General features: G+C 41.4%; 27 protein-coding genes and 1 pseudogene. 13 read left to right on the top strand and 15 right to left on the bottom strand.

What is annotated here, in order from left to right:
• Positions 1 to 73 precede the first annotated feature (73 nt).
• Positions 74 to 211 carry a hypothetical protein gene (locus AC13CC_RS10115; RefSeq protein WP_482877595.1) on the top strand — a complete coding sequence of 46 codons (138 nt, stop codon included), beginning with the start codon at positions 74 to 76 and terminating at the stop codon, positions 209 to 211.
• Between the two features lie 101 nt (positions 212 to 312).
• Here AC13CC_RS10115 and AC13CC_RS10110 read toward each other — a convergent pair whose 3' ends face one another.
• Positions 313 to 663: a DUF6686 family protein gene (locus AC13CC_RS10110; protein ID WP_326277869.1), complete on the bottom strand. Its 351-nt coding sequence runs from the start codon at positions 661 to 663 to the stop codon at positions 313 to 315.
• A gap of 153 nt (positions 664 to 816) precedes the next feature.
• Between AC13CC_RS10110 and guaB the strand changes: the two genes are divergently transcribed.
• Complete coding sequence (guaB, locus tag AC13CC_RS10105) at positions 817 to 2289, top strand: IMP dehydrogenase (protein WP_014031696.1); 1473 nt, start codon at positions 817 to 819, stop codon at positions 2287 to 2289.
• Positions 2290 to 2323: 34 nt separating this feature from the next.
• On the opposite strand, the gene AC13CC_RS10100 is transcribed toward guaB, so the two are convergent.
• Together AC13CC_RS10100 and lysA are read right to left on the bottom strand one after the other, a co-directional pair.
• A complete protein-coding gene (locus AC13CC_RS10100) occupies positions 2324 to 2839 on the bottom strand; it encodes a thioredoxin family protein (RefSeq protein WP_482877593.1) in 516 nt (171 codons plus the stop codon).
• Between the two features lie 99 nt (positions 2840 to 2938).
• On the bottom strand, positions 2939 to 4177 hold the full coding sequence (gene lysA, locus AC13CC_RS10095) for a diaminopimelate decarboxylase (RefSeq protein ID WP_293168346.1): 1239 nt from the start codon (positions 4175 to 4177) through the stop codon (positions 2939 to 2941).
• A 162-nt stretch (positions 4178 to 4339) separates the two neighbouring features.
• Here lysA and AC13CC_RS10090 point away from each other — a divergent pair, with 162 nt between their 5' ends.
• The 5 genes from AC13CC_RS10090 to AC13CC_RS10070 all read left to right on the top strand — a co-directional run bounded on the left by AC13CC_RS10090 (position 4340) and on the right by AC13CC_RS10070 (position 8034).
• Positions 4340 to 4978, top strand: coding sequence for an LON peptidase substrate-binding domain-containing protein (locus tag AC13CC_RS10090; protein ID WP_326277863.1), 639 nt, complete (start codon positions 4340 to 4342; stop codon positions 4976 to 4978).
• A gap of 116 nt (positions 4979 to 5094) precedes the next feature.
• Positions 5095 to 6288 (top strand): ADP-forming succinate--CoA ligase subunit beta, encoded by a 1194-nt coding sequence (sucC, locus tag AC13CC_RS10085; RefSeq protein WP_326277861.1) that lies wholly within the window; start codon positions 5095 to 5097, stop codon positions 6286 to 6288.
• Positions 6289 to 6640: 352 nt separating this feature from the next.
• A complete protein-coding gene (locus tag AC13CC_RS10080) occupies positions 6641 to 6976 on the top strand; it encodes a hypothetical protein (protein WP_326277859.1) in 336 nt (111 codons plus the stop codon).
• A 115-nt stretch (positions 6977 to 7091) separates the two neighbouring features.
• Positions 7092 to 7493, top strand: coding sequence for a TerB family tellurite resistance protein (locus tag AC13CC_RS10075; RefSeq protein WP_482877592.1), 402 nt, complete (start codon positions 7092 to 7094; stop codon positions 7491 to 7493).
• A gap of 115 nt (positions 7494 to 7608) precedes the next feature.
• Positions 7609 to 8034: an Hsp20/alpha crystallin family protein gene (locus AC13CC_RS10070; protein ID WP_326277855.1), complete on the top strand. Its 426-nt coding sequence runs from the start codon at positions 7609 to 7611 to the stop codon at positions 8032 to 8034.
• 90 nt (positions 8035 to 8124) lie between these two features.
• Here AC13CC_RS10070 and uvrB read toward each other — a convergent pair whose 3' ends face one another.
• From uvrB to AC13CC_RS10055, 3 genes are all read right to left on the bottom strand, one after another.
• A complete protein-coding gene (gene uvrB / locus AC13CC_RS10065) occupies positions 8125 to 10113 on the bottom strand; it encodes an excinuclease ABC subunit UvrB (protein WP_326277853.1) in 1989 nt (662 codons plus the stop codon).
• 65 nt (positions 10114 to 10178) lie between these two features.
• A complete protein-coding gene (locus AC13CC_RS10060; protein ID WP_326277851.1) occupies positions 10179 to 11012 on the bottom strand; it encodes an ABC transporter permease in 834 nt (277 codons plus the stop codon).
• Between the two features lie 11 nt (positions 11013 to 11023).
• Positions 11024 to 11920 (bottom strand): ABC transporter ATP-binding protein, encoded by an 897-nt coding sequence (locus tag AC13CC_RS10055; RefSeq protein WP_482877590.1) that lies wholly within the window; start codon positions 11918 to 11920, stop codon positions 11024 to 11026.
• Positions 11921 to 11998: 78 nt separating this feature from the next.
• On the opposite strand from AC13CC_RS10055, the gene AC13CC_RS10050 reads away from it, so the two are divergent.
• The gene (locus AC13CC_RS10050; protein ID WP_326277847.1) at positions 11999 to 13075 is read left to right on the top strand and encodes a hypothetical protein; all 1077 of its coding nucleotides are present in this window, start codon (positions 11999 to 12001) and stop codon (positions 13073 to 13075) included.
• Here AC13CC_RS10050 and AC13CC_RS10045 read toward each other — a convergent pair.
• The 6 genes from AC13CC_RS10045 to AC13CC_RS10020 are packed head-to-tail and all read right to left on the bottom strand — an operon-like array spanning position 13072 to position 18545.
• Positions 13072 to 14130, bottom strand: a complete 1059-nt coding sequence (locus AC13CC_RS10045) for a nucleoid-associated protein (protein ID WP_482877588.1) — start codon at positions 14128 to 14130, stop codon at positions 13072 to 13074. The two genes, AC13CC_RS10050 and AC13CC_RS10045, sit on opposite strands and share 4 nt — an antisense overlap.
• Positions 14131 to 14175: 45 nt before the next feature.
• The gene (locus AC13CC_RS10040) at positions 14176 to 14679 is read right to left on the bottom strand and encodes an IS1096 element passenger TnpR family protein (RefSeq protein WP_482877586.1); all 504 of its coding nucleotides are present in this window, start codon (positions 14677 to 14679) and stop codon (positions 14176 to 14178) included.
• A 42-nt stretch (positions 14680 to 14721) separates the two neighbouring features.
• A complete protein-coding gene (locus AC13CC_RS10035; RefSeq protein ID WP_326277841.1) occupies positions 14722 to 15735 on the bottom strand; it encodes a COX15/CtaA family protein in 1014 nt (337 codons plus the stop codon).
• Positions 15732 to 17162, bottom strand: coding sequence for a CCA tRNA nucleotidyltransferase (locus AC13CC_RS10030; RefSeq protein ID WP_326277839.1), 1431 nt, complete (start codon positions 17160 to 17162; stop codon positions 15732 to 15734). Before AC13CC_RS10030 ends, AC13CC_RS10035 begins: the two co-directional genes overlap by 4 nt.
• A gap of 2 nt (positions 17163 to 17164) precedes the next feature.
• On the bottom strand, positions 17165 to 17725 hold the full coding sequence (locus AC13CC_RS10025; protein ID WP_326277837.1) for an L-threonylcarbamoyladenylate synthase: 561 nt from the start codon (positions 17723 to 17725) through the stop codon (positions 17165 to 17167).
• Positions 17718 to 18545 carry a zinc-binding alcohol dehydrogenase gene (locus tag AC13CC_RS10020; RefSeq protein ID WP_326277835.1) on the bottom strand — a complete coding sequence of 276 codons (828 nt, stop codon included), beginning with the start codon at positions 18543 to 18545 and terminating at the stop codon, positions 17718 to 17720. The genes AC13CC_RS10025 and AC13CC_RS10020 overlap by 8 nt, the downstream gene beginning before the upstream one ends.
• Before the next feature lie 81 nt (positions 18546 to 18626).
• Between AC13CC_RS10020 and AC13CC_RS10015 the strand changes: the two genes are divergently transcribed.
• Entirely contained in the window at positions 18627 to 19445 is an 819-nt protein-coding gene (locus AC13CC_RS10015) for a glycosyltransferase family 2 protein (protein WP_326277833.1), read from the top strand.
• Here AC13CC_RS10015 and AC13CC_RS10010 read toward each other — a convergent pair.
• Entirely contained in the window at positions 19427 to 20230 is an 804-nt protein-coding gene (locus AC13CC_RS10010; RefSeq protein WP_326277831.1) for a glycosyltransferase family 2 protein, read from the bottom strand. The two genes, AC13CC_RS10015 and AC13CC_RS10010, sit on opposite strands and share 19 nt — an antisense overlap.
• Before the next feature lie 190 nt (positions 20231 to 20420).
• Positions 20421 to 21540 (bottom strand): annotated as a pseudogene (gene glf / locus AC13CC_RS10005) (UDP-galactopyranose mutase).
• Positions 21541 to 21632: 92 nt separating this feature from the next.
• Here glf and AC13CC_RS10000 point away from each other — a divergent pair.
• A complete protein-coding gene (locus AC13CC_RS10000; protein WP_482877582.1) occupies positions 21633 to 22637 on the top strand; it encodes a glycosyltransferase in 1005 nt (334 codons plus the stop codon).
• A 42-nt stretch (positions 22638 to 22679) separates the two neighbouring features.
• Here AC13CC_RS10000 and AC13CC_RS09995 read toward each other — a convergent pair whose 3' ends face one another.
• On the bottom strand, positions 22680 to 23495 hold the full coding sequence (locus tag AC13CC_RS09995; protein ID WP_326277825.1) for a 2,3,4,5-tetrahydropyridine-2,6-dicarboxylate N-succinyltransferase: 816 nt from the start codon (positions 23493 to 23495) through the stop codon (positions 22680 to 22682).
• Between the two features lie 100 nt (positions 23496 to 23595).
• Between AC13CC_RS09995 and ruvX the strand changes: the two genes are divergently transcribed.
• Genes ruvX through AC13CC_RS09980 form a run of 3 tightly spaced genes read left to right on the top strand, consistent with a single transcriptional unit; the run spans position 23596 to position 25099 of the window.
• A complete protein-coding gene (gene ruvX / locus AC13CC_RS09990; protein WP_293168311.1) occupies positions 23596 to 24006 on the top strand; it encodes a Holliday junction resolvase RuvX in 411 nt (136 codons plus the stop codon).
• A 3-nt stretch (positions 24007 to 24009) separates the two neighbouring features.
• On the top strand, positions 24010 to 24600 hold the full coding sequence (gene def / locus AC13CC_RS09985; RefSeq protein ID WP_293168309.1) for a peptide deformylase: 591 nt from the start codon (positions 24010 to 24012) through the stop codon (positions 24598 to 24600).
• 55 nt (positions 24601 to 24655) lie between these two features.
• Complete coding sequence (locus tag AC13CC_RS09980; RefSeq protein WP_293168307.1) at positions 24656 to 25099, top strand: DUF5606 family protein; 444 nt, start codon at positions 24656 to 24658, stop codon at positions 25097 to 25099.
• Position 25100 lies beyond the last annotated feature (1 nt).

The raw sequence follows: 25100 nt of genomic DNA, 5'->3' as shown, positions 1-25100 counted from the left end.
AGGATATTTTACAGGATGACTTTTTGTTCAAGGAGCAGCATCGGCCACTCCCACTGGAATCTGGGAAAATTACTTGGGCAAGGAAGATAGTGAAGGAGCAGAAGTGATGAAGTTTAAAAAAGGGGAAGGTGAAATGCTTACCGTAATTCATACCCATGTACTTTCCATTTCATCTATTTTTTTTGCTGGGAGGTCCGGTTTGGGTATGTAGTGGTGCTTTCCGGAATTTAATGACGATTACCTATGAGGGGCCGGCAGGCCAGGTACTGAGGCAATGTATTTTTCCCAACAGATTACTGCAGGTACGATAAGTTAGTTCTCTATAAATTGATAGTCAATTTCATCATGCGTTAAAAGCTTCACCTTTTGTTTTTCGAAACGAAGCAGGCTCAATATTTCACTTACTTCTTCTTTGTTCACCAAAATAATGAAGTGCTTTTTCCCCACTGAAATAGGTATTTTACGTTGGTGGCCCCAATTTTTCAGGTGGTTCTCCCAATAAGGTATATCCAGTTGCTCTATGTACTCCTTCAAAGCTTCCAGTTCCCACTCGTAGAGTTCAAAACAGAGATTGTTATATATCAATTGGAATAATTTGCTGCGGTTGCAAAAAGTAAGCACCCCATTTTTGGATCGGTTCATTACATTTAAATAGTTGCACATAAAAAAGAATTGAGTCATAAAGATAATAATTATATAGAATCATTCTAAATAATTGAAATGAATTTCCGAATAAGTGGGAAAATGTAATATCGGCACAACGAGGTAATCAAATAAATTAGTGGTATATTTGCACGCAATTAATCCGTAATTGCAATGGAAGCTCACCAAAACAAAATTGTTGGAGAAGGACTTACTTATGACGACGTTCTTCTTGTGCCGGCATACTCCGAAGTACTTCCCAGAGAAGTAAACATTCAATCAAAATTTACCAAGAACATTACCATAAATGTGCCCATTGTTTCCGCGGCCATGGATACGGTAACCGAATCGCGTATGGCAATTGCCATGGCAAGGGAGGGTGGCATTGGTGTTCTTCACAAGAACATGACGATTGAGCAACAGGCGATCAAGGTTAGAAAGGTAAAGCGTGCAGAAAGCGGAATGATCATGGATCCCGTTACCCTTCCTTTGGAATCTGTGGTACGTGATGCCAAGGCCAGCATGAAAGAGCATAGTATTGGTGGAATCCCGATTGTGGATGACAATAAAAGGCTTATTGGTATTGTAACCAACCGCGATCTCCGTTTTGAGAAAAATGATGATAGGCCCATAGCCGATGTAATGACTTCCGAAAATTTGGTTACAGTGGCGGAAGGTACTTCGTTGCAACAAGCTGAGGTAATCCTACAGGAAAATAAAATTGAAAAACTACCAGTGATCAACGATAAGGAGGAACTTATCGGTTTGATTACTTTTAGGGATATCACCAAACTTTCCCAAAAACCCATTGCCAATAAAGATCAATACGGACGTTTGCGCGTAGCTGCTGCCATAGGGGTGACGGCAGACGCTGTTGATAGAGCCGGGGCATTGGTAAAGGCAGGTGTGGATGCCATAATTATTGATACGGCCCACGGTCACACCAAAGGTGTGGTGAGTATTTTAAAAGAAGTGAAGAAGTCTTTTCCAGAATTGGAAGTGGTGGTAGGCAACATTGCAACCGCCGAAGCTGCCAAATATTTGGTTGAGGCAGGTGCCGATGCCGTTAAAGTGGGAATTGGACCAGGCTCCATTTGCACCACTCGTGTTGTGGCAGGTGTTGGTTTTCCACAGTTTTCCGCAGTTTTGGAGGTTTCTGCCGCATTAAAGGGAACAGGAATTCCCGTAATTGCCGATGGTGGTATCCGCTATACAGGAGATATTCCCAAGGCATTGGCAGCCGGAGCCGATACAGTGATGTTGGGCTCTTTGTTGGCCGGTACCAAAGAATCTCCGGGAGAAACCATTATTTACGAAGGGCGTAAATTTAAATCGTACCGTGGAATGGGCTCTGTGGAGGCTATGAAAAAAGGTAGTAAGGACCGCTATTTCCAAGATGTTGAGGACGATATCAAGAAATTGGTCCCCGAGGGCATCGTTGGCCGAGTGCCGTACAAAGGTGAACTGGAGGAAAGCATGCACCAATTTATTGGAGGTCTAAGAGCAGGTATGGGCTATTGTGGAGCAGGCGATATTGAAACTTTAAAAAACAATGCCCGTTTTGTAAAGATTACATCAAGCGGTATCCACGAAAGTCACCCGCACAATGTGACCATTACCAAAGAAAGCCCGAATTATAGTAGGTAAATTATAAAATAAAGTTAAGCCCGCAGGGGAGAATTTACTTCCCTGCGTAGGTTTGCCAATCCTTATCCTTGTAAATATTGTCGCCGAAGTACTTGGCAATCTGCATAAAAGGCTCTACCTGCTGATATCCAGGAACAGGGGAAAGCATATTCAATTTTTCGTCCAAGAAAACTACGGTAGGGTAGCTCATCTTGCCCTGCAATAGTGCAGCGGCCAATTCATGGTAACCTCTTCTTCCGGAAGGAACAAACTTGAATGTCTTGCCTTGGTACTCAATAGGATCCTTGCCCTCAGCATCCATCTTTACCATGTAGAAATTCTTCTGCATGTATTTGGATACCTCGGGATGCTGGAACGTGTTTTTATCCATCTTTTTGCACCATCCGCACCAATCTGTATAGACGTCCACAAAGATTTTTTTGGGTTGGGCATCTGTTTTGGAAAGTTGTACGGCTTCCTCCCAAGAAATCCATTGAATATCTTGAGCTTGGGCGTTAAAGCCTATAAACACTATAAAAAGTAAGCTGATTTGGGTGTAAATTGAGCGCATAGTCTTGGTTTTTGACGTAATTGTCGTCATATCAATACAAAACTAACGAAAATTGTGCCAAAAAAGTATTCGTTTTAACAGTCTGATAGGGCTTTGCCGTTATTTTACGGTCTGTTTCTTAGGTGATTCGAAAAGCCCTTTTACATCTACCTGGTTGTGCAGGATGTCATCAAAGGTTTCCCTTTTTCTTATTAAATGGGCTTTTCCTTGGTACCAAAGCACTTCGGCCGGTCTGTATCTGGAATTATAGTTGCTGGCCATGGTAAAGCAATAGGCACCGGCATTTTGAAAGCACAATATGTCACCTTCGGATATTTCGTTGATTCTACGGTTGCTTCCAAATGTGTCCGTTTCGCAGATGTACCCAACAACGGAGTAATAGCGTTCCTTGCCTTTTGGATTGGATATATTGATGATTTGATGGTTGGAACCATACAACATAGGTCTGATAAGGTGATTGAAGCCCGAGTCCACACTTGCAAAAACCGTGGAAGTGGTTTGTTTCACTACATTGACCTTTGCCAAAAAGTGACCCGCTTCGCTCACTAAAAATTTACCGGGCTCAAAGGCGAGGGTAAGTTCTTTGCCGTATTCCTTACAGAATTCGTTGAATCTTGTGGTGAGTTTTTTGCCCAATTCATCTACATTGGTCTGGATATCGCCCTCTTTGTAAGGTACCTTAAACCCGCTACCGAAATCTATAAACTCTAGATCCTTGAAGTTTTTTGCGGTTTCAAAAAGAATTTCGGACGCATAAAGAAACACATCAATATCCAAAATATCGCTACCGGTGTGCATGTGGATTCCGTTGATGTTCATATTGGTCAACTCCACAATACGCAACAAATGTGGTATTTGGTGAATGCTGATCCCGAATTTTGAATCGATATGTCCAACGGATATTTTGGAATTGCCTCCCGCCATTACATGAGGGTTAATCCGAATACAAACGGGGATATCGGGATGCTTGCTTCCAAATTGTTCCAAAATGGAGAGATTGTCTATGTTAACTTGAATGCCAAGGGCAGCAGCTTCCTCAATCTCTTCCAAGGAAACGCCGTTGGGGGTAAAAATGATGGATTCCGGCTTGAAGCCCGCCAAAAGCCCTAGTTTAACTTCTTGGATGGATACCGTATCCAAACCGCTCCCCAAGCTGTTCAACAATCTTAAGATACTAAGATTGGACAAAGCTTTGGCCGCATAGTTCAATTTAAGATTGGGTACCCCTTTAAAGGCATTGGTGAGCTTTTTATATTGTGAGGTGATCTTATCGGCATCATAAACATAAAGAGGTGCGCCAAACTGCTCGGTAAGCTGAAGTAAGTCCTTAGAATTCATGTAAAACGGAATTTTAAACAAAACTATATGTTGTTACTTATACACGCAAGAAATAAAACATTTTTATCAAAATATAACAAGTTGTTTTATTTGAAACAACAGTGGGGTCTCTTGAAGTTGTGGTTTTAGGTTTTGATATGTATTTTTAAATAAATTGTGAAAATGAAGCTACCCTTTTTTCCATTACAATCCGTATTTTATCCAGGCGAAACCGTACCGCTGCATATTTTTGAAGACCGTTACAAACAGTTGATCTCCGATTGCAGAAAGGAAGCTTTGACCTTTGGTGTCCCGGTTTTTATTAACAATGCAATTTCATACGGGACCGAGGTACAATTGGTGGAAGTGGTGAATACCTACGAATCTGGAGAAATGGACGTGGTTTGTGTGGCACGCCAAGTATTTAAAGTATTGAGCTTTGAAAAACAGATGGAAGGCAAGTTGTATGCTGGAGGAGAAGTTGAATTCTTGGAAATGGAAAACGATGCCGATGAAAGTTTAAGGGAAGAAGTGCTTCAAAAAGTGGAGGCCCTATACGATATCATGGATGTCCCGTTCACGAAAACAACCCCCAAACAGTTCAACAGCTATTCATTGGCGCACAAAATGGGGCTTTCCTTTGAACAGGAATATGAATTGTTGCTCTTGAGGAAGGAAACTGATCGTTTGAATTTTATAAAAAAGCATTTAGAAGCCACCACAAATATTTTAAACGAGGTAAACCGAACCAAGGAAGTCATCGAAATGAACGGACATTTCAAAAATTTCGACCCTTTGGACTTTCAAGATTTCAAGTTGTAAGCTTTCCAAAGCAGAAAGTGGTTATTTATTCTGTCAATTACGAATTAATCATTTAACATCTTCAATTTGTCAGCGGTGTTTTCTATTTTTGTCTGCAAACAAAAGTAAATTCACAGATGAATCTTCACGAATATCAAGGAAAAGAGATTTTAGCCAGTTTTGGAGTTAGAATCCAACGAGGAATTGTTGCCCACAACGCCAAAGAAGCGGTAGACGCTGCAAAACAACTTACAGAGGAAACCGGGACCGGATGGCACGTAATAAAAGCACAAGTGCATGCCGGTGGCCGTGGTAAGGGCGGTGGCGTAAAATTGGCCAAAAACTTGAAAGAAGTGGAAGAACTGGCAGGTAACATTATTGGGATGAACCTTGTTACCCCACAAACATCTGCCGAAGGTAAAAAAGTACATCAGGTATTGGTGGCCGAAGATGTGTACTACCCGGGAGACAGTGAAACCAGCGAGTTTTACATGTCCGTTCTGTTGAACAGGGGAACCGGAAGAAACATGATCATGTATTCTACCGAAGGAGGTATGGACATAGAAGAGGTGGCAGAAAAGACCCCTCATTTGATCTTTACCGAAGAAATTGATCCCGGAATGGGGCTTTTGCCTTTCCAAGCTAGAAGGATAGCCTTTAATTTAGGATTGTCCGGTACAGCTTTCAAGGAGATGGTGAAATTTGTAATGTCCCTGTACAAGGCTTATGAGGAAAGCGATGCCAGTCTTTTTGAGATAAATCCGGTATTGAAGACTTCGGACGATAAAATCATGGCTGTAGACGCCAAAGTATCCATTGATGACAATGCGCTTTACAGAAGAAAGGCTTATGCTGAAATGCGTGACCTTCGCGAAGAAAACCCGATCGAGGTTGAAGCGCGTGAAGTCGGCTTGAACTATGTTGATTTGGATGGTAACGTAGGTTGTATGGTAAACGGCGCCGGATTGGCAATGGCTACCATGGACTTGATCAAAATGGCAGGAGGGGAACCGGCAAACTTCTTGGATGTAGGTGGTACTGCAGACGCCAAAAGGGTTGAGGAGGCATTCCGTATTATCCTAAAGGATCCCAATGTAAAAGCAATCCTTATCAATATTTTTGGAGGTATAGTTCGTTGCGACCGTGTGGCGCAGGGCGTTGTAGATGCTTATAAAAACATGGGAGATGCCATACAGGTACCGATTATTGTTAGGCTTCAGGGAACAAATGCCGAATTGGCCAAAGAAATCATTGACAACTCCGGTTTGGCAGTACATTCTGCCGTACAGTTTAAGGAAGCTGCGGATAAAGTGGAAGAGGTTTTGAGCTAGACCCTCAGAATCCTAAAAAATGTTAAAGGGCAACGTTATCTTAACGTTGCCCTTTTTTGTTTTATTGACCCGAAAAACCGTCCTTTTTAGCGCTGACCCAACCATTGATATTTGTACTTATTTCGTTTTGAACGGTTTCCGAAAATAAGGTTTAAGGGATGGAATTTTTCTCGTGATAAAAGCCGGTATTTGCCCAAGTAGAGAGACATTAAACATTTGTTAAATCCCACTAAACCGTAACGATTTTATTTTTTGATCGTCTTATTTTTGAAGTGTCATTAAAAAGGGGCGTTAATCAAGTCCAAATATTGACAAATCGATAATCATCAATTTTAATCAAAAAACAAAGATCATGAGAAAATTAAAAACTGTATCGGTAGCGTTGGCACTATTTGCCACAATGAGTGCTTTTGCAACAGAAGACAAAAAACCAATGAAAGCAAACAATCTTTCTAGCCAGATCTACGAAATGTTGAAAGAAAATCAATTCAACGCAGATTATAGGGAAATGACTGCCGAAGTTCGCTTTATAGTGAACGAGAAGGGTGAATTGGTGGTACTTTCCGTAGAAACAAAAGATGAGATTTTAGAAGGTTTCGTGAAAAATCGTTTGAACTACAAAAAGGTGAAATTGGACAACGTAGCCCCAGGTAGGGTTTACGAACTTCCAGTACGAATTACCGCTTAAAAACGGGAATTGTTTGAGTTAGTTAGAAAAAGCCCTGAATTTCAGGGCTTTTTTATGTACTAAAACGAGGTGTTTTGGAGTTATCTAATAAAGATTGCAAACCAAAACCATCTATATGGGAACCTACAAGGAAAAATTGAGCATGCTTTCGGAGATGATTGCCTTTGCCAGGGTAGATCATTCCTTGAAACGGTCGGAGTATGGTTTTTTGCTGCAAGTAGCCCGAAGTTTGGGTGTTAGTAAAGATATTTTTGATGGTCTGTTAAAGGAAAAATCCCCAAAAGTACGCCTAAAAACCCAAGCGGAGCGAATTGTACAATTCCATAGGCTTATTCTTCTCATGAACATAGATCAGGAGCAGCACAAAAAAGAAATCAATACACTTTACAATGTAGGGCTTAAAATGGGTTTGCCTCCAACAGCCATTAGTCAGGTTTTAGAGGTGATGCACCGCTATCCCAACAAAATTGTTCCGCCAGATGTGCTTATCAATATCTTCAAGGTACATTACAATTGATGTCAAAATGACATGCAATTTCATTTAAATCATGCCATATAGACATGTTTTTTCTATTGGTATAGGTTTTGACTTATACAAGCTGATTTAAATGTTTAACTAAAATTGAATCGCCATGAGTATAGTAAAAAGAAACAACCTGTTTTTCCCATCCTTGATGAACGATTTTATGGGTCCTGATTGGTTCGGTGGAACAGAAAAGTGGAATACTTCTGTGCCCGCTGTGAATATAAAGGAAAATACCGAAGGTTTTGAATTGGAACTTGCCGTTCCTGGCATGAAAAAAGATGATTTTACCGTTGAGGTGGACAATGATGTGTTGACCATATCCAGTGAAGTGAAAACTGAAAACGAGGAAAACAAAGACAACTACACAAGAAAAGAGTTTTCCTTTACTTCTTTTAAAAGAGCCTTTACATTGCCTGAAACTGTAGATGGATCTAAAATCGACGCCAAGTACGAAGATGGAATATTGAAATTGACATTGCCCAAAAAACAAGAGGCATTGCCAAAACCAAAACGATTGATTGAAATAGGATAAGACATTAGAACACCAACTATAGGTGTTTCATGATGGTTGGATTAGTTGGTTAGTTTGAGGCGCGCCCCTGCATTAGCGGGGGCGCGTTTTTTATTCCTTCTCCTGAAGCATTTTGATTTCGTCCCGAAGCTTGGCCGCTTCCATAAAGTTGAGTTCTTTGGCGGCTTTTTCCATAGCCTTTCTTTTCTCCCTGATCAATTTTTCTTTTTGGTCTTCGGTTATATAATCAAGGTCTAGTTCTGCTGCCCGTAGCTCCTCCTTTTGGAAGTGATAGGTGGAAACCGAATTTTTGGCCAGGGCACTGTCCAGATTTTTCTTCAATGCCGTTGGGGTTATGTTGTGTTCCTTGTTGTAGGAAATCTGTTTGTCCCTACGGTAATTGGTCTCATCAATGGTTTTTTGCATGCTATCGGTAATCTTGTCTGCATACATGATGGCCTTTCCGTTGAGGTTTCGAGCTGCACGACCCACCGTCTGCGTCAATGAACGGTTGCTGCGCAAAAAACCTTCTTTGTCCGCATCCAGTATGGCTACAAGCGATACTTCGGGCAAATCCAAACCTTCGCGCAAAAGATTGACCCCAATGAGAACATCAAACAAACCTTTGCGCAAGTCCTGCATAATTTCCACCCGTTCCAAGGTATCCACATCACTATGGATGTAACGGCACCTAACATCAATTCTGGACAGGTACTTGGTAAGTTCCTCCGCCATACGTTTGGTAAGCGTGGTCACCAAAGTACGTTCGTCCTGTTCCACCCGCTGTTGAATTTCTTCCACGAGGTCATCAATTTGGTTTTCACTGGGGCGCACCTCGATTACGGGATCCAATAAACCTGTTGGTCGGATAATCTGTTCCACATAGACCCCTTCGCTCAGCTCCAGTTCGTAATCGGCCGGGGTGGCACTTACGTAAATCACTTGGTTCTGAAGCGTTTCAAATTCTTCAAACTTTAATGGACGGTTATCCATGGCCGCAGGTAAACGGAAACCATATTCCACCAAATTCTCTTTTCTGGAGCGGTCCCCGCCGTACATGGCATGTACCTGGGGTATGGTTACATGGCTTTCATCAATTACCATAAGGTAATCATCAGGGAAATAATCCAACAAACAGAAAGGTCTGGTGCCGGGTTTTCTTCCATCCAAGTACCTTGAATAATTTTCGATTCCGGAGCAATAACCCAGCTCACGAATCATTTCCAAGTCAAAATTGGTGCGCTCCTCCAAGCGTTTTGCTTCCAGTGGACGACCAATTTCCTTAAAATAGTCTATCTGCTTCACAAGATCGTCCTGAATTTCCTTTATCGCATTTTGAAGCACATCGGGAGAGGTGACGAACATGTTTGCCGGATAGATGTTCAAGGTTTCGTAAATTTCAATGACTTTATTGTTGTGGGGATCCAATGCTTCAATCTCCTCAATTTCATCACCAAAAAAGTGAATCCGGAAAGCATGATCGGCATAGCCGGGAAACACATCAACAACATCTCCCTTCACCCTAAAGTTTCCGTTTCTAAAATCTGCTGTTGTACGGGCATACAGGCTCTGAACCAATTGTTTTAAAAACTTGGTTCGCGATATTACTTGGTCCCGATGGATGGTAATCACGTTCTTTTGGAACTCTACGGGGTTACCAATACCGTACAGACAGGAAACAGAGGCTACCACGAGCACATCCCGTCTGCCTGACAGGAGGGAAGAGGTAGTGCTCAACCGTAATTTTTCTATATCCTCGTTTATGGAAAGGTCTTTTTCAATGTAAAGTCCACTCGTTGGAATATAGGCTTCGGGCTGATAATAGTCGTAATAGGAAACAAAGTATTCCACCGCATTGTTGGGAAAAAATTGCTTGAATTCCGAGTACAATTGTGCCGCCAAGGTCTTGTTGTGCGCCAAAACCAAGGTTGGGCGCTGAACGGATTCCACCACATTGGCCACGGTAAACGTTTTGCCCGATCCGGTTACCCCGAGCAAGGTTTGGTGCCGGGCTTTGGACTCGACGCCCTCAACCAACTGTTTTATGGCTTCGGGTTGATCGCCCGTAGGCTTAAAGCCAGATACTACCTCAAATTTCATTCGATAAAAATACTAAAGGTAGATGCTAAATTGAAGCAATGCTTGAATATTATCATCCGATGGCACTACAAATCACGTTTCTTCAACAGTGTGTAGGACAAATAGATGAAAACAGCTGTCCAGATCATAACGATCAAGAACTCGTACCAATACACATGGTAGTCGAACTTCATGTTCTCCCCGATCTGTTGCCCTATGTTCTGTACCGCTGAAAGCCTTGTAAAAGGCTCTTTGATCAGGTTGGACATGGATTCCAAAGGGAAGAACCGTTTTACCGCTTTTGCAGCTTCCCAACTCATTACTTTCCAGCCCAGCAAACCAAATACCACTTGTTCCAGAATGGTCCAAAGAATGAGAAAGCCAAGGGCAAAGGCCGATCGCTTTACCAAAATGCCCAAGAAAAGACAGAATGAGAAAAAACCCACCAGTTTAAAAAAGAATGCAGGTAGAAACTCCATATCCGAAAATATGATGGAGGCCTCGTTGTAGTCTGAATATACAAGTCCAAGAATCATGGAGACCACGAACACAAAAATTGTGGATATTAGGGCAAAGGAAATTACCGTGAGTACTTTGGAAAGGATAAACTCCCTTTTCGACAGGCCATCGATCAAGTTTTGTTTAATGGTTTTGTTGCTGTACTCATTGGACATCATGGAGACGATTACAATGGCCAAAAACAGTTTGAACAATGCCGTGACAAAGGTATTGAAGTGCCAAATATACGGGAAGTTGAAAATCCCTTGGTCCGCCAAGTGGAATTGGACCGGGCCAATATCAAACTTAATGGCGGCAATAAGTGCAATGGATGTCAAAAGCACAAAATAGGAGATAATAAGCACCTTACTGGCCCTATTGTTCCAAAGTTTTATAAATTCTATTTGTAAAAGACGTAACATTCGTTTTTTGATTATGGATTCTTGGTCAAGGTTAAAAATTGTTCTTCGAGGCTCTCTTTCCGTTTTACAAGATGGGACAGTACAACCCCTTTATCGAATAGCATCTTGTTTAAACTTTCCGCATCCATTTCTTCCTTTAAATAAGCGGTAAGGGTTCCATTGAAGTTTTCGATTTTTCCAAAACTGGCACTTTTTTCCAGTAATTCCTTTAATTGGTCAATATTGTTGGACCTTAGTTCAAAAAAGCCGTGGCTCGCCAGCATACTATCTACGGGGCCGGAGTACAAACTTTCGCCTTTTCGGAGAATGATGACGTGGGAACACACTTTTTCCACCTCGTCCAATAAGTGGGAGGCCAATAAAATGGTGGTACCTTGACGTGCAATTTTTTTGATGATCTCACGTATTTGGTGAATCCCCTGCGGGTCCAAACCATTGGTGGGCTCGTCCAAAATAAGAATCTCTGGGTCGTTGAGCAGGGCAGAAGCGATGGCCATACGCTGTTTCATACCCAGCGAATAGGTTTTGAACTTGCTGTTGCGACGGTCCCATAACCCTACCAGCTCCAGTTTTTCCTGAATCTTGGTTTCTGGTACATCCTTGATTTTGCAGACCAACCTTAAATTTTGGATGGCGTTCATGTACGGGTAAAAGTTGGGGCGCTCAATAATGGCACCAACTTTTTTAAGGGCTTCATGTGTGGACATTGTGCCATCGAACCAGCCAAAATCTCCAGAAGTGCGGTTCACCACGTTTAAAATAATTCCTAATGTGGTCGACTTGCCACTCCCATTGGGTCCCAGTATGCCATACACATTTCCTTTTTCTATGGTAAAGGAAAGATCCTTGACAGCTGTGAGGTAACCAAATTTTTTGGTAAGATGGTTAACGGTCAGTATTGTTTCCAAGATATGCTATCGTTTTTTGAATGGTTTATACTAACTTGACGAAGTATATTGCAATTTGTTACAAAATAATCGAATACAATGTCGGAAGAAAAATTGATGTCGAAAAAGAAACCTGCCTATCCCATAAGCAAGGATTTGGATAAATATTTGAAATATTACAATCGAAAAATAGAGATTCCCATCCACTACGATGACCTGCTTCGTTTTTCGGGAAGTGTTGCCGTGTACGATGCCAACGATGAAGATACCCTTTGGGTAAGGGTGTTCTATCCAGAGTTTGACCGCGATGAAATCGACCTTGCCCTAAAGCGTGTCTACTCCAGTTTTGTTTCGGATGGAAGCGATTCCATTTTCCCCTATTTAAATGTGGATTATGTGGACTATTGCACTTTTGGGAACTCCAAGCCATTCAGGATAAAGGTGCGTAACATTTTGAACGATAACTATACCCTGTTCTATGTAAAAAAGACAGATGCATCCCGTGTATATGGCTTGGAGCTTGAACACATGCTATCTCCGTACAACCTCAATTTTGTGATTTACGAAAATACCTTGATAGAAGAACACATTGTTGGTATACCAGGGGATGTTTTTATGAAGAAAAATCTGCCCAAGTGCACCGAATTCGACAAAGCTCAGATTGCCAAGGAATTCGTGAAATTCAATGAACGATGCATGATCCGTTTGCTGGGCGATATGCGTTCCTATAATTATGTTATAGTTCCTACCCACGATTTTGATAGTGTGGTCTATAAGATAAGGGCCATAGATTTTGACCAACAATGCTATGAAGGAAAAATAAAAGTGTACCGCCCCCAATTTTTTAAGGAGAATAAAACAATGGTCGATTTGGTCCAGGATAAATTGACCATTGATTCCGTAAACCAGTATATTGTAGAGGAGCGTTCCATCATTGCCAAAAGAATATTGAGCTGGGGTAGAAGACTTAAGCGACTATTGGATGTATGCAAAGAAGACACCATTGCCCCGCCAGAAAATATAGAAATGCTTAAAACTCAATTGTTGGAGCTAACGGGGGACATTAACTTTAGGGATAGCAACACCATGGGAGAGGTATTGATCCACGCCCTGGATTTTGTGAAGCGAAACTACGAGGATGTAAGTATGAAACAGATTATAGAAAAGAAATTCTAACTTTTCTGTTCCTTGTTGAAATAAACAAGGTAGTAATACATCTGCCTTTCCTCGTCCCAACCTTTTTCCACAAATTTTTCCGCGGATTCCGGGTTGATGAAATCCATCTTTATTTGAATGTTGGTATCTAAGTTGATGACGTTCTTTATCTTCTTACGGGCGTCGCTCACCGCCTTGTTGGCAATATCAAAATTGGAAACGTCCTCAATGCTGTATTTTGGCCCTTTTTCCACCTTGTAGTGCTTAAACTCGGGAATCAACTCCGGATTTTCCATAACCTCGTTCAAAAATGAGGTTTCCTCAAAATTGTCGTTTTTGGCAAAGTGGTTCACAGCACGGTTCATGAACATTACCTCCTGTTGTTTGTCCTCGGCAGGCAAAACCACATCTTTTGCAAAGTTTTGACAGAATTTAAGGTAATTCTTGGTATAAAAGTTTTCATCCGTTAATGGGGCAACGCCCAAAAAGTTCTCCAACCAATATTTGGCGTCATATCGATTGCTGTCCACCGATAGCACTTTGTAACCTTCTTCCTTGCCCACGTTGAACACAATACAGCCCTTGTCCAGTTTGTTGATGTTGATTCCTTGGCGAATCAAAATCTCCAAGTTGTGTTCCTTTTCCTCAAATTGAAGGAAATCGTGCTTCAATTCACTTTTAAAAATACCTACGGCATCCGTTTTTTGGTTGTCGATCACCATATCGGAAAAATGGACCACATAAACCTCCCCACTTTTTATATGCGGATGGTTGGATTGTTCATATAGGTGTGTGGTTATTTTTTTGGACAACCTATGGGTATCGGACGGGGTTTCGAAAATTTCCGTGACCGCTGTACAGACCTCATTGAATTCCAAGTCCACTTCGTGATTGAACTTATAATAGTTTTCCTCCTTTTCCCTGAAAGGCTTAAAGAAATATTCCTTTAGCAAACCGGCCATTTCATCGTTGAGCGAAAAAGGCTCTGCGGACAAAAAAGCGGATTCGTTTTTACTTTTATTGCCTACACGGTGAAGCGAAATGCTTTCGATCTGGGCGGAATATAGGTTTAGCATTTTTAGGTAAAGTGTTAAGGGTTAAAACTTAGGTGAAGCGTTCTTTTAATTCCAGTTTTCGTCAAAGTCCATATCGTCGTACCTATCTAGGAGATCGTCAAAATCACCTTCATCATCGCTGGGCTTTGCCTCAAACTGCTTTTCTGGAGGGGCATCGGGCAGTTCACCAAAGGTGAACAGCAGGTTCGGGTATACCTTGCCATCTTCTTTGTCAACAATATCGGCCAATTCCACAAAAAAGGTCCACATGCTAAAAAAGTCGTACACATAGATCATTTTTGGATTGTCCTCCGTTAAAACATCGTCAAGGGATGTTTCGTTCATCAATCGGATATCGGAACCGCTCTCGCTCATGTCAAAGAGGGCAATTTCCTCATCTTGGTTCCATTCTTCATCACAGGTGTAAAAGGAGGCCATTTCACTCCCTTCAAAACCAAAAGCTTGGGTTATGGCATTGTGGAAATCCTCCAAATTACTTTGGTCTTCAATTTCGATATCGCGAAAGATATCTTCCTCAGCATCAAGTATTATCCTGATTTTATAAATCATCCATAAAATTTTAGAGTGGGCACAAAGGTACAATAATAGACCTTATTTGGCGAACCTATGCAAAGTAAAAGTCATAGCTGCCAAAAGGAAAAATGCACCGATTTGATGCGCAATTCCCAACCAAAGGGGAACGGCATAAATTAATGTAAACACACCCAATACAAATTGTACAAAAACCAATATCAGCAAGGATTTCAATCCTTTTTCTTGAAGTGGTGTTGTCTGTATTTTTCGTGTTCTGTACCAAATCAACGCAATAAAACCAACTACAGCATAAGCTAGGTATCGGTGTACAAACTGTACCCCGCTTTTCCCTTCATAAAAGTTTTTGATCAGGGGTTGTTGCTCAATGTACACGGTTTCGTGCATCAGTTTGCCTTCGTTCATCAAGGGCCAATGGTTGTGTATAAAACCTGCGTCCAAACCTGCCACAAAGGCACCCCAGATAATCTGTAACAAGAGGAGGACAAGTCCAACTCGAACCAGGTTCCTGATTTTTATATTGATTTCTTTTTTATTTGGGTAAATGAGATCCAAGGCTACCCACAAACTATAGGCAAAGGTGAGAAATGCGGTGGTCAAGTGAGCCGCCAACCTATAGTGGGATACATCGGGACGGTCCACAAGACCACTTTTTACCATGTACCAACCCAAAAAGCCCTGGAATCCGCCCATAAAGAGCAAAATCAAACATTTTTTTATCGTGGGTCTGTCCAATTTTTTGGTGAACAAAAAGTATAAGAACGGCAAAATGAATACCACGCCGATAAATCTACCTATAACCCTGTGCAGCCATTCCCAGAAGTAGATGTCCTTAAACTCCTCGATTCCGAAGTGATAGTTGAGTTTTTGGTACTCAGGGTATTGTTTGTACAGTTCAAATGCCTCTTGCCATTCCTGCTCGTTCATTGGCGGTATGGTGCCCTGTATCAGTTTATAATCGGAAATGGAAAGTCCGGAATGGGTGAGCCGTGTAATGCCCCCCACCAAAACCATCACAAAAATCAGAAAGCATCCTGTTAACAACCAATACACTACATATTTGTTCTTTTTCATTCGGAGTGGACTTTTAGATTCATTTTTTTGCCTTTTTCCAACATAAAATGGTAGGCGGCTTCATACTCGTTGGGAATTTCTCCCTCTAGAATGGCTTCTTTGATGGCGTCTTTTATAATTCCAATTTCTTTTGAGGGCTTTAGGTTGAAGGTTTTCATAATCTCTTCACCAGAAACGGGCGGTTGAAAGTTTCGGATGTGGTCCCTTTCCTCTACTTCGACTATTTTTTGACGGACTATCTTAAAATTGTTCTTGTACTTTTTCTGTTTACGCGGGTTCTTGGTTGTAATGTCGGCCTCGCACAAAGTCATCAGATCTTCCACAGAATCGCCCGCATCAAAAACCAATCGCCTTACGGCGGAATCGGTTACATGGTCCTCGGATAGTATGATGGGCCTTGAACTCATCAACACCATTTTTTGAACGAACTTCATTTTCTCGTTCAAAGGCATTCGCAACCTTTTAAAGAGTTTGTATACCATTTTTGCCCCCACGAATTCGTGTGCATGAAAGGTCCAACCAATTTTTTCATGGAATTTTTTTGTGGGCGCCTTTCCGATGTCGTGCAACAATGCGGCCCAGCGCAACCAAAGGTTGTCGGTGGTTTCAGCAATATTGTCCACCACCTCCAAGGTATGCCAAAAGTTGTCCTTGTGGCGTTGTCCTTCCTTTTCCTCTATTCCCTGTAGAGCCGTCAATTCAGGTAGGATCAATGGAAGAAGTTCTGTTTGGTGCATCAATTTGAAACCCACGGAGGGCTTGGAGCTCATCAAAATTTTGTGGAGTTCGTCCACGATACGTTCCTTGGAAACTATTTTGATGCGGTCTTTGTTTTCCGTAATGGCCCGGAGCGATTGCAGTTCAATGGTAAAATGCAGTTGTGTGGCAAATCGAACGGCCCGCATCATCCGTAAGGGATCATCGGAATAAGTAATGCCGGGCTCCAAAGGTGTCCGGATAATTTTTCGGTCCAAATCGGCCAAACCGTCAAAAGGATCCAAAAGCTCCCCAAAATTGGATTCATTTAAAGCCAAGGCCATGGCATTTATGGTGAAATCGCGACGGTTTTGGTCATCTTCCAAGGTGCCATCTTCCACAATGGGTTTTCGGCTATCGCGATTATAACTTTCTTTTCGGGCACCCACAAATTCAAGCTCCAAATCCTTGTGCTTGATCATGGCGGTGCCAAAATTCTTGAACACGGAAATTTCTGGTTTGCCCTTCAGTTTGGAGGCCACCTTTTTGGCAAGTTCTATTCCACTGCCAATGGCGACAATGTCTATGTCCTTTGGGGTGTTTCGTTTTAAAAAGTAATCACGCACAAACCCGCCGATTACATAAGAATCCACTCCCAGCTCGTCCGAAGCTTCGCCAATAAGTTTAAAAATAGGATGTTGTATTGCCTTTGTATGGAATTCCTTCGCCATTATTATTCCCGAATAACCTTCACCTGTCCGTCTGTACTCAATTTAATGATGGAGGATGGGGAAGGGTTTATATTTTCATCGGGCAAATTTACCACATAGTCCACTCCTTTTAAAATTTCTTCATCAATATCCTTGAATTGTTTTGGGGTAGGATTCCCCGAAATATTGGCGGATGTGGAAACTATCGGTTTTCTGAATTTATTGATGAGATATTGGCAGAATTTATCGGAAGCCACCCGGATAGCCAATGTATTATCTTTAGCTATCAGATTGCCGGCAATGCCGATGGGATTGTCAAACACAATGGTGGTGGGTTTTGTGGCCAAGTCCATAATATCGTAGGCCACATCGGGCACTTCCTTAACATGGCGCTCCAGCATAGCCTGGTTGGCCACCAAACAGATGAGGGCTTTGGTATCTTCCCTTTTTTTGAGGGCGTATACTTTTTTAACGGCTTCGGGGTTGGTGGCATCGCAGCCTATGCCCCAGACCGTATCGGTAGGGTAGAGGATGAGCCCGCCTTCTTGCAGTATTTTATTGCAGTTGTTGATTTCTTCAATCAATGTTCTCGAATTTTAGATTAAAATGGTTGGTTAAGGCCATCCATTGTGTCCTGTTTTTGTCCATTCCAATATTCCCTTTTTTCAAGGAAACCTTTTGTGAACCCCAAATTGGGATGGGGTCTTTTCCGGTATTTCCGGCTTGTATTGAAACAGTATTTCTTAAAAGTCCCATGGCCTTAAACCATAGATCATCGGCATGTGGAACAAGCTTTAAGAATAGGTCTTTGTCAAAAACCTGTTCATGCATGGTGTTGGGTGGGTAAAAAGTACCCCCAGCACCAATGGGCAATGTTAATTCAGGGTTTTCACAGCCCGATCCACTCGGTTTCCATTGCCTGTACGGGAGCGGTTCCCCTGATTCATCATAAGCAATGCACCGGGTTTGATTGGCAATGATTTTATCTGGATGCCCTTGATGGGCTTCATACAGTTTTGAAAGCCAGTTTTTCCGGTACATCATATCATCATCACAAGTGATGATGGCTTTTTTTGGATAATGCTTAAGAGGTTCTACAAGTTTTCTATGTGAACTGTAATAGTCCGTAAATTCAATAGTGAACAAGTCTCCAATCAGCCCATTAAGTTTTTTTGGGATTTTTCCCCTTAAATCATTGTGCAACCAAAGCACGATTTTTTCCGGTAACACATCTTGATCCAGCAAACTCCGAATGGTGAGGTGTACAATGTTTAATCTTGATGGGATTGAAGCCAATGAAACTATTACCGGAACCTGCTTTTTATCGGACGTAAGCTTTTCCTTGGATTGCCAAGCCAACTTAGCTTGATGAAAAAGTGAAACAGGGATTTCTTTGACCTTCATTTTGGAAGTTTAGAATCACAAAATTAAGGATATGAGATAACATTTAATATTTCTATTTTTGCCCAGATGAACCAAAAGGAAATGGAATCACCGAAAATATCAGTAATTGTAAGCACTTATAACGCCGAAGAGTGGCTGAAAAAAGTGCTGTGGGGGTTCAACTGCCAAATTTTCAAGGATTTTGAAGTGGTTGTTGCCGATGATGGTTCCGGTCCCAAAACCAAGGAGTTAGTGGAAGAGATGTCCAAAAGGGTTTTTTACAATATTATCCATGTGTGGCAAGAGGACGATGGGTTCCAAAAGTCAAGAATTCTCAATAAGGCAGTGGAGGCGTGCAATGCCGATTATATTATTATGACAGATGGTGACTGCATTCCACGGGAAGATTTTGTTGAGGTCCACTACATTAACAAAGAACCTGGATACTTTATTTCTGGCGGGTACTATATGCTGCCCATGAACATTTCCAAAATGATTACCCTTGAAGATATTGAAAACCAGCATTGTTTTAATATTCATTGGCTCAAGGAAAAAGGTATTCCAAAGACTTTTAAGAACAACAAACTCACGGCAAATGGAATTGTTTCCAAGTTGTTGAATACTTTCACTCCGACCAATGCCAGCTGGAACGGTCATAATTCATCGGGTTGGAAAAAGGATATTTTAAACGTGAACGGTTTTGACGAACGTATGCAGTACGGTGGGCAGGATCGTGAATTGGGGGAGCGTTTGTTCAATTTTGGGATAAAATCGAAACAGTTACGTTATAGTGCGGTCTGCGTGCACTTAGATCATAAAAGGGGATATAAAACACCTGAATCCATTGCCAAGAACCAAGCCATTAGAAAGGAGACCAAATCCAATAAAATGGTTTGGACCCACTATGGCATTACCAAATAATAGGCAAGCTCGTTCTTTTTTTCCAATCGTTTTAACGTTTTGAACCTTTCAAGGACACCAAGGGCGTTCAAGTAACAAATGGTCCATCCTTTTTTGCCATCCAAAAATCCGAGGCGTAGAATGTAATGGTTGAAGAATTTCCAGATAGGTTTTACTGTCATCAAAAGGTAATTGAAATGCTTTTCCCTGTAAAAGTCTTCTTTGGCCTTTAATCTGCCATACTTGAGCATTTTACCTTTATAGTCTTCATAATCTTTGTAGCAGAAATGAATCAATTTTTCCTTTAGAATGCCAGACTTGCCATCGACAACCAAAGTTTCGTGCACAATTTTTCTATCGGTGAAATGAGCTTTGCTCCTTCGGAACAGTCTATAATTTTTGTCGGTCTGCCATCCGCTAAAATTTAGAGGCTCGTTTTGGAACATAAACTTTCTATAAAACCAATATGCTTCTTGGGCATTTGGGCTGTTTATGGTGTCGATAATTTCTTTTTGAAGACTCTCTGTAACCACCTCGTCCGCATCCAAAAACAAGACCCAATCATTTGTCGCCTGTTTAAGTGTGAACGATTTTTGGGCCGTAAAATTTTCAAAAGGGTTTTGAATCACCTTTACTTTGGGATGGTCCAAAAGATACTCGTAAGTACCATCGGTACTGTAGGAATCAACCACTAAAATTTCATCGGCAAAGGAAACGGAGTCGATACATTTTTCAATGTATCCCATTTCATTGTAGGTGATCACAAGTGCTGATATTTTTTGCCTTGGGGTGCTCAATTCAGCCATAATTTATTGGTGTGGTGTTTAATTTGTACAAAGCTATAACAAAAAATCAGCGAAAAAATTGTTTGAACGTTTCTTTTTCTTACAAAGAATCGGCCCCTCAATTTCCCTGCTTACTTTCCGCTAAAACAATAATTTGGGCAAATTCATTCATTGTTTAGACGGGATTCAGGGCCAAGAGTTGCGTGTTGAATTAAGATTTTTCGATAAATAGTTTTCTTGTTTTGCTAAGGGCCGCACCTATTACCTGATGCATATCGTAATATTTATATTCAGCCAGTCGTCCCCCAAAAATGGTGGTCTCTTTCTTTGCCATTTCTTGATATGCTTTGAAAATTTTGGTATTCTTGATGTCGTTAATGGGATAGTACGGTTCTTTATCCGATGAGGCTTCCAAGGGGTATTCTTTTGTGATCACCGTAGCCTTTTGATTGCCAAATTCAAAATGTTTGTGCTCTATGATCCTTGTAAATGGAATTTTTGCTTCGGTATAGTTTACGACTGCATTTCCTTGGTAATTGGATTGATTCAGTACTTGATGTTCAAAATCCAAGCCTCGATACTCGAGTTTGCCATGACAGTAATCAAAATACTCGTCTATTTTCCCTGTAAACACTACCTGCCGGGCCAATTCGGTCAAACATCCTTTTTCCTTAAAGAAGTCCACATTTGTCCTGCACTCTACATTTTTCAATAGACCTTCGGTAAGTTTATTGTACCCTCCAGAGGGTATGCCTTGGTAAGCATCGTTAAAATAGTTGTTGTCAAATGTAAACCTTAAGGGTAATCTTTTAATGATGAAAGCAGGAAGTTCTGTCGCCTTTCGTCCCCATTGTTTTTCAGTATATCCCTTTATCAATTTTGTATAAATATCCTCCCCGACCAATGATAATGCTTGCTCTTCAAGGTTGGAAGGTTTGATTTTCCTGTACTTGCTGGTTTGTTCCTCAAGAACCGTCTTGGCTTCATCAGGTGTTTTTGTTCCCCAAAGTTGGTAAAAAGTGTTCATGTTGAAGGGTAGATTGTATAACTTTCCTTGAAAGTTTGCCAATGGGGAGTTGGTATACCGGTTGAAAGGGACAAAACTGTTCACATAGTCCCAAAATAGGCTTGTCGTTGGTGTGAAAAATATGGGCGCCGTATTTATGTACGTTGACTCCTTCGATTTCCTCGCAGTAGGTATTTCCACCAAGGTGGTTTCTTTTATCGATCACCAGACATTTTTTGCCGTGTTTGGTTGCCTCGTGGGCAAAAACTGCGCCGTAGAGTCCTGCACCAACAATTAAATAATCATATTTGTGACTGTTTTTCATCAGGTCGGTGTTTTAATAGCTTTAACAAATGGTTGGCCGCAATTTATGGATTAGCTGCTTAAAAAGAATATTTTTGAAAAAAAACGCGTACCATGCAAAACACTGGCCTGTTCTATATTTCCCGAAACTATAAGTTTTCCAAAAATGCCGCATCCAAGCCCAAAATGGATTGTGAAGGCGTCTTGTCCCAAATGGGGTTCAAAAACTTGGGGCTCAAGCAAAGCAATCATCCAAGTTCGGCCCTTGGGGCCCTTATTAGTTTTTTTGGAATTACCAAAGGATTGATTTTATTGCCCTTTTCATCCATTCTGTGCATGCAGTACCCGCTCAGCAAGTTTTTCAATTACAAGATCGGGATTGCCAAGCTCAAGGGCTGTAAAATCATTTTGATCGTCCATGATGTAAAGACCCTCATGGGTAAGAGCAAGTATGTGAAAAAGGAAATGAAACGCTTCAATAAAGCCGATGTTCTGATATTGCACAATGAGGTCATGATGGAGTGGTTTGTTGAAAATGGCTATAAGGGCAAAATGGTGCCGCTCTACCTGTTTGACTATTTATTGGCCAGGGGGCAGAAGTTACCCCAAATGCCAGGTAGCTTTGGAAGGGATGTAGTTTTTGCAGGTGGATTGGGTATGGAAAAAAGTGCATTTCTTTACAAGGCGGATGAGTTGGAAGGAACAGATTTTATACTGAGGCTTTATGGGAATGGTTATCAAAAGGAAAAAGTAAGAACCAGTTCCATATTGGATTATCAAGGAGTTTTTGCTCCAGATGAGGTATTGAACAAATTAAAAGGAAATTTTGGTTTGGTGTGGAACGGAAATGCTATTAAAGAATGCGATGGAGCCTTTGGTAAATACATCCAATACAACAATCCACATAAAACCTCATTGTATTTGTTGGCGGGATTGCCTGTTATTGTTTGGGATAAGGCAGCGGTGGCGGAGCTAATCGAAGAAGAAAAAATAGGCTTTACTATTTCATCTTTGGATGAATTATCTAAAAAATTGAACAGTATTGACGCGGAGAGCTATTCAAAAATGATTTCCAATGTAAAGACAATAAGGGGAAAAATCACCAACGGCCACTGTTAAAAAGTGGCCGTTGGTAATGCTTTGGAACAGTTGAACAAGTAGTTAAACCGCTACATTGTGCTCACGAAGGGCATTGTTCAACGAAGTTTTCTTATCCGTACTTTCCTTTCTTTTACCAATGATCAAGGCACAGGGTACCTGATAGTCACCGGCAGGGAAATTTTTGGTATAGCTGCCGGGAATGACGACCGATCTGGCCGGAACCCTTCCTTTCAATTCGACAGGTTTGTCTCCGGTAACGTCGATTATTTTGGTTGAAGCTGTCAAAACCACATTGGCACCCAAAACGGCCTCTTTTTCAACACGCACCCCTTCCACAACAATACATCTAGATCCGATAAAGGCATTGTCTTCAATAATTACGGGAGCCGCTTGCAAAGGTTCCAATACACCTCCGATACCAACACCGCCACTCAAATGGACGTTTTTACCAATTTGGGCACAACTTCCCACCGTGGCCCAAGTATCCACCATGGACCCTTCGTCCACATAAGCGCCAATGTTTACATAACTGGGCATTAAAATGGTTCCTTTGGAAATATAGGCCCCGTGCCTGGCAACGGCATGTGGAACTACACGGACACCCTTTTCTTTGTATCCTTTTTTTAGTGGAATTTTGTCATGATATTCAAAAATGCCAGCTTCTAAAACTTCCATTTTTTGGATGGGGAAATAAAGCACCACCGCTTTTTTCACCCATTCGTTGATCTGCCAACCATTTTCCGTTGGTTCAGCGCATCGCAACTCACCCGCATCGATCAGGTCTATTACTTCACGTATGGCGACTTGAGTTTTTTCATCTTCCAACAAGGCTCTATTGTCCCACGCTTTTTCAATCAGCGTTCTTAATCCTGTCATTTTTCTTAAAGTTTTGACAAAGATAAGCCCCATGGCAGAATTATGGTTCCCATTTTTAAGCGCATAACATTTTTAAGGTTATTTTTGCCAAAAAAATATTTTGGCTAGAATTTTGGCTTTGGATTTTGGAAAGGTGCGGACGGGAATAGCGGTTACCGATGAACTTCAGCTCATTGCTTCTGGTTTGACCACCGTTGAAACCAAAGGTTTGTTGACGTTTTTGGCGGAGTATACGCAAAAGGAATCGGTAGAACGTTTTGTAGTAGGTTTGCCCAAACAAATGGACAATACCGCATCCGAGTCCGAAGAGCTTATCCAAGGATTTTTAAACAAACTAAAAACCAAGTTTCCATCCATTCCCGTGGAACGCCAAGACGAGCGATTCACCTCCAAAATGGCGGTACAGTCCATGCTGGACAGCGGAATGAAAAAGAAAAAAAGAAGGGACAAGGCCCTAGTCGATGAAATAAGTGCCACGCTCATATTGCAGGCCTACTTAAACAGATTTTGATTTATGATTTTACCCATAGTAGCCTACGGAGACCCCGTGTTGCGAAAAAAGGCAAAGGATATTACATCGGAATATCCAAAACTGGATGAACTGATAACAAACATGTGGGAGACCATGTACAATGCCCATGGCGTTGGTTTGGCCGCCCCGCAGGTGGGACTTCCCATCAGAATGTTCATGGTTGACACCACACCTTTTGCGGATGATGAGGGGTTGACCAAGGAAGAGCAAGAACAGCTGGATGGTTTCAAGAAAGTATTCATCAACGCCAAAATTGAAGAGGAAAGTGGTAAGGAGTGGGACTTTAACGAAGGTTGTTTAAGTATTCCCGATATCCGTGAAGATGTAAAACGCAAGCCCGAGATCACCATAAGTTACTTGGATGAAGACTTTAAACCTCATACCGAAACTTTTGACGGCCTATTGGCCCGGGTGATTCAGCACGAATACGATCATATTGAAGGAATTTTGTTCACAGATAAGCTTTCAACGCTTAGAAAACGTCTTTTAAAAAGTCGATTGGAGAAAATTTCCAAAGGAAAAATAGATGTGGATTACAGAATGAGGTTTCCCAAAATCAAAAAAGGACGTTAAAAAAATCGCTGTTTGCAATAAAAACATATTTTTGCGCCCATAAATTACTATTTGAATGGCATTAGACAAGATTTTATCTATTGGAGGTAAACCGGGACTTTACAAATTATTGACACAAACCCGGGGCGGATTTGTTGGCGAATCCCTTTTGGATGGCAAACGTGTAACCGTTGGTTTAAGAAGCAATGTAAGCGTGTTGTCCGAAATAGCCATTTATACCTTGGAGGAGGAAATTCCTTTGAAAGAGGTCTTTCAAAAAATCAAGGAGAAAGAAGAAGGCAAAAAAACCTCCATTAGTCACAAGGCCGATAAAATAGAATTGGAAGAGTATTTCTTTGAAGTGCTTCCCAATTATGATGAGGATCGAGTGTACGCTAGCGATATCAAAAAAATTGTACAGTGGTACAACATCCTTCTCGACAACAATATCACTGATTTTGTTGAAGACGAAAAGGATGCTGAAGAACCTACTGTTCCTGCCTCAGAAGAGGAAGAATAAA

It is taken from the genome of Flagellimonas sp. L-11 (genome assembly GCF_056857735.1).
The sequence above is the reverse complement of the archived record's forward strand: the minus strand, read 5'-3'. Positions and strand labels throughout refer to the sequence as shown.

Bases quoted from the DNA above. Each gene is read 5' to 3' on its own strand.
- AC13CC_RS10110 (WP_326277869.1), bottom strand. From the start codon at position 663: ATGTGCAACTATTTAAATGTAATGAACCGATCCAAAAATGGGGTGCTT.
- guaB (WP_014031696.1), top strand. From the start codon at position 817: ATGGAAGCTCACCAAAACAAAATTGTTGGAGAAGGACTTACTTATGAC.
- AC13CC_RS10100 (WP_482877593.1), bottom strand. From the start codon at position 2,839: ATGCGCTCAATTTACACCCAAATCAGCTTACTTTTTATAGTGTTTATA.
- lysA (WP_293168346.1), bottom strand. From the start codon at position 4,177: ATGAATTCTAAGGACTTACTTCAGCTTACCGAGCAGTTTGGCGCACCT.
- AC13CC_RS10090 (WP_326277863.1), top strand. From the start codon at position 4,340: ATGAAGCTACCCTTTTTTCCATTACAATCCGTATTTTATCCAGGCGAA.
- sucC (WP_326277861.1), top strand. From the start codon at position 5,095: ATGAATCTTCACGAATATCAAGGAAAAGAGATTTTAGCCAGTTTTGGA.
- AC13CC_RS10080 (WP_326277859.1), top strand. From the start codon at position 6,641: ATGAGAAAATTAAAAACTGTATCGGTAGCGTTGGCACTATTTGCCACA.
- AC13CC_RS10075 (WP_482877592.1), top strand. From the start codon at position 7,092: ATGGGAACCTACAAGGAAAAATTGAGCATGCTTTCGGAGATGATTGCC.
- AC13CC_RS10070 (WP_326277855.1), top strand. From the start codon at position 7,609: ATGAGTATAGTAAAAAGAAACAACCTGTTTTTCCCATCCTTGATGAAC.
- uvrB (WP_326277853.1), bottom strand. From the start codon at position 10,113: ATGAAATTTGAGGTAGTATCTGGCTTTAAGCCTACGGGCGATCAACCC.
- AC13CC_RS10060 (WP_326277851.1), bottom strand. From the start codon at position 11,012: ATGTTACGTCTTTTACAAATAGAATTTATAAAACTTTGGAACAATAGG.
- AC13CC_RS10050 (WP_326277847.1), top strand. From the start codon at position 11,999: ATGTCGGAAGAAAAATTGATGTCGAAAAAGAAACCTGCCTATCCCATA.
- AC13CC_RS10045 (WP_482877588.1), bottom strand. From the start codon at position 14,130: ATGCTAAACCTATATTCCGCCCAGATCGAAAGCATTTCGCTTCACCGT.
- AC13CC_RS10040 (WP_482877586.1), bottom strand. From the start codon at position 14,679: ATGATTTATAAAATCAGGATAATACTTGATGCTGAGGAAGATATCTTT.
- AC13CC_RS10035 (WP_326277841.1), bottom strand. From the start codon at position 15,735: ATGAAAAAGAACAAATATGTAGTGTATTGGTTGTTAACAGGATGCTTT.
- AC13CC_RS10030 (WP_326277839.1), bottom strand. From the start codon at position 17,162: ATGGCGAAGGAATTCCATACAAAGGCAATACAACATCCTATTTTTAAA.
- AC13CC_RS10020 (WP_326277835.1), bottom strand. From the start codon at position 18,545: ATGAAGGTCAAAGAAATCCCTGTTTCACTTTTTCATCAAGCTAAGTTG.
- AC13CC_RS10015 (WP_326277833.1), top strand. From the start codon at position 18,627: ATGGAATCACCGAAAATATCAGTAATTGTAAGCACTTATAACGCCGAA.
- AC13CC_RS10010 (WP_326277831.1), bottom strand. From the start codon at position 20,230: ATGGCTGAATTGAGCACCCCAAGGCAAAAAATATCAGCACTTGTGATC.
- AC13CC_RS10000 (WP_482877582.1), top strand. From the start codon at position 21,633: ATGCAAAACACTGGCCTGTTCTATATTTCCCGAAACTATAAGTTTTCC.
- AC13CC_RS09995 (WP_326277825.1), bottom strand. From the start codon at position 23,495: ATGACAGGATTAAGAACGCTGATTGAAAAAGCGTGGGACAATAGAGCC.
- def (WP_293168309.1), top strand. From the start codon at position 24,010: ATGATTTTACCCATAGTAGCCTACGGAGACCCCGTGTTGCGAAAAAAG.
- AC13CC_RS09980 (WP_293168307.1), top strand. From the start codon at position 24,656: ATGGCATTAGACAAGATTTTATCTATTGGAGGTAAACCGGGACTTTAC.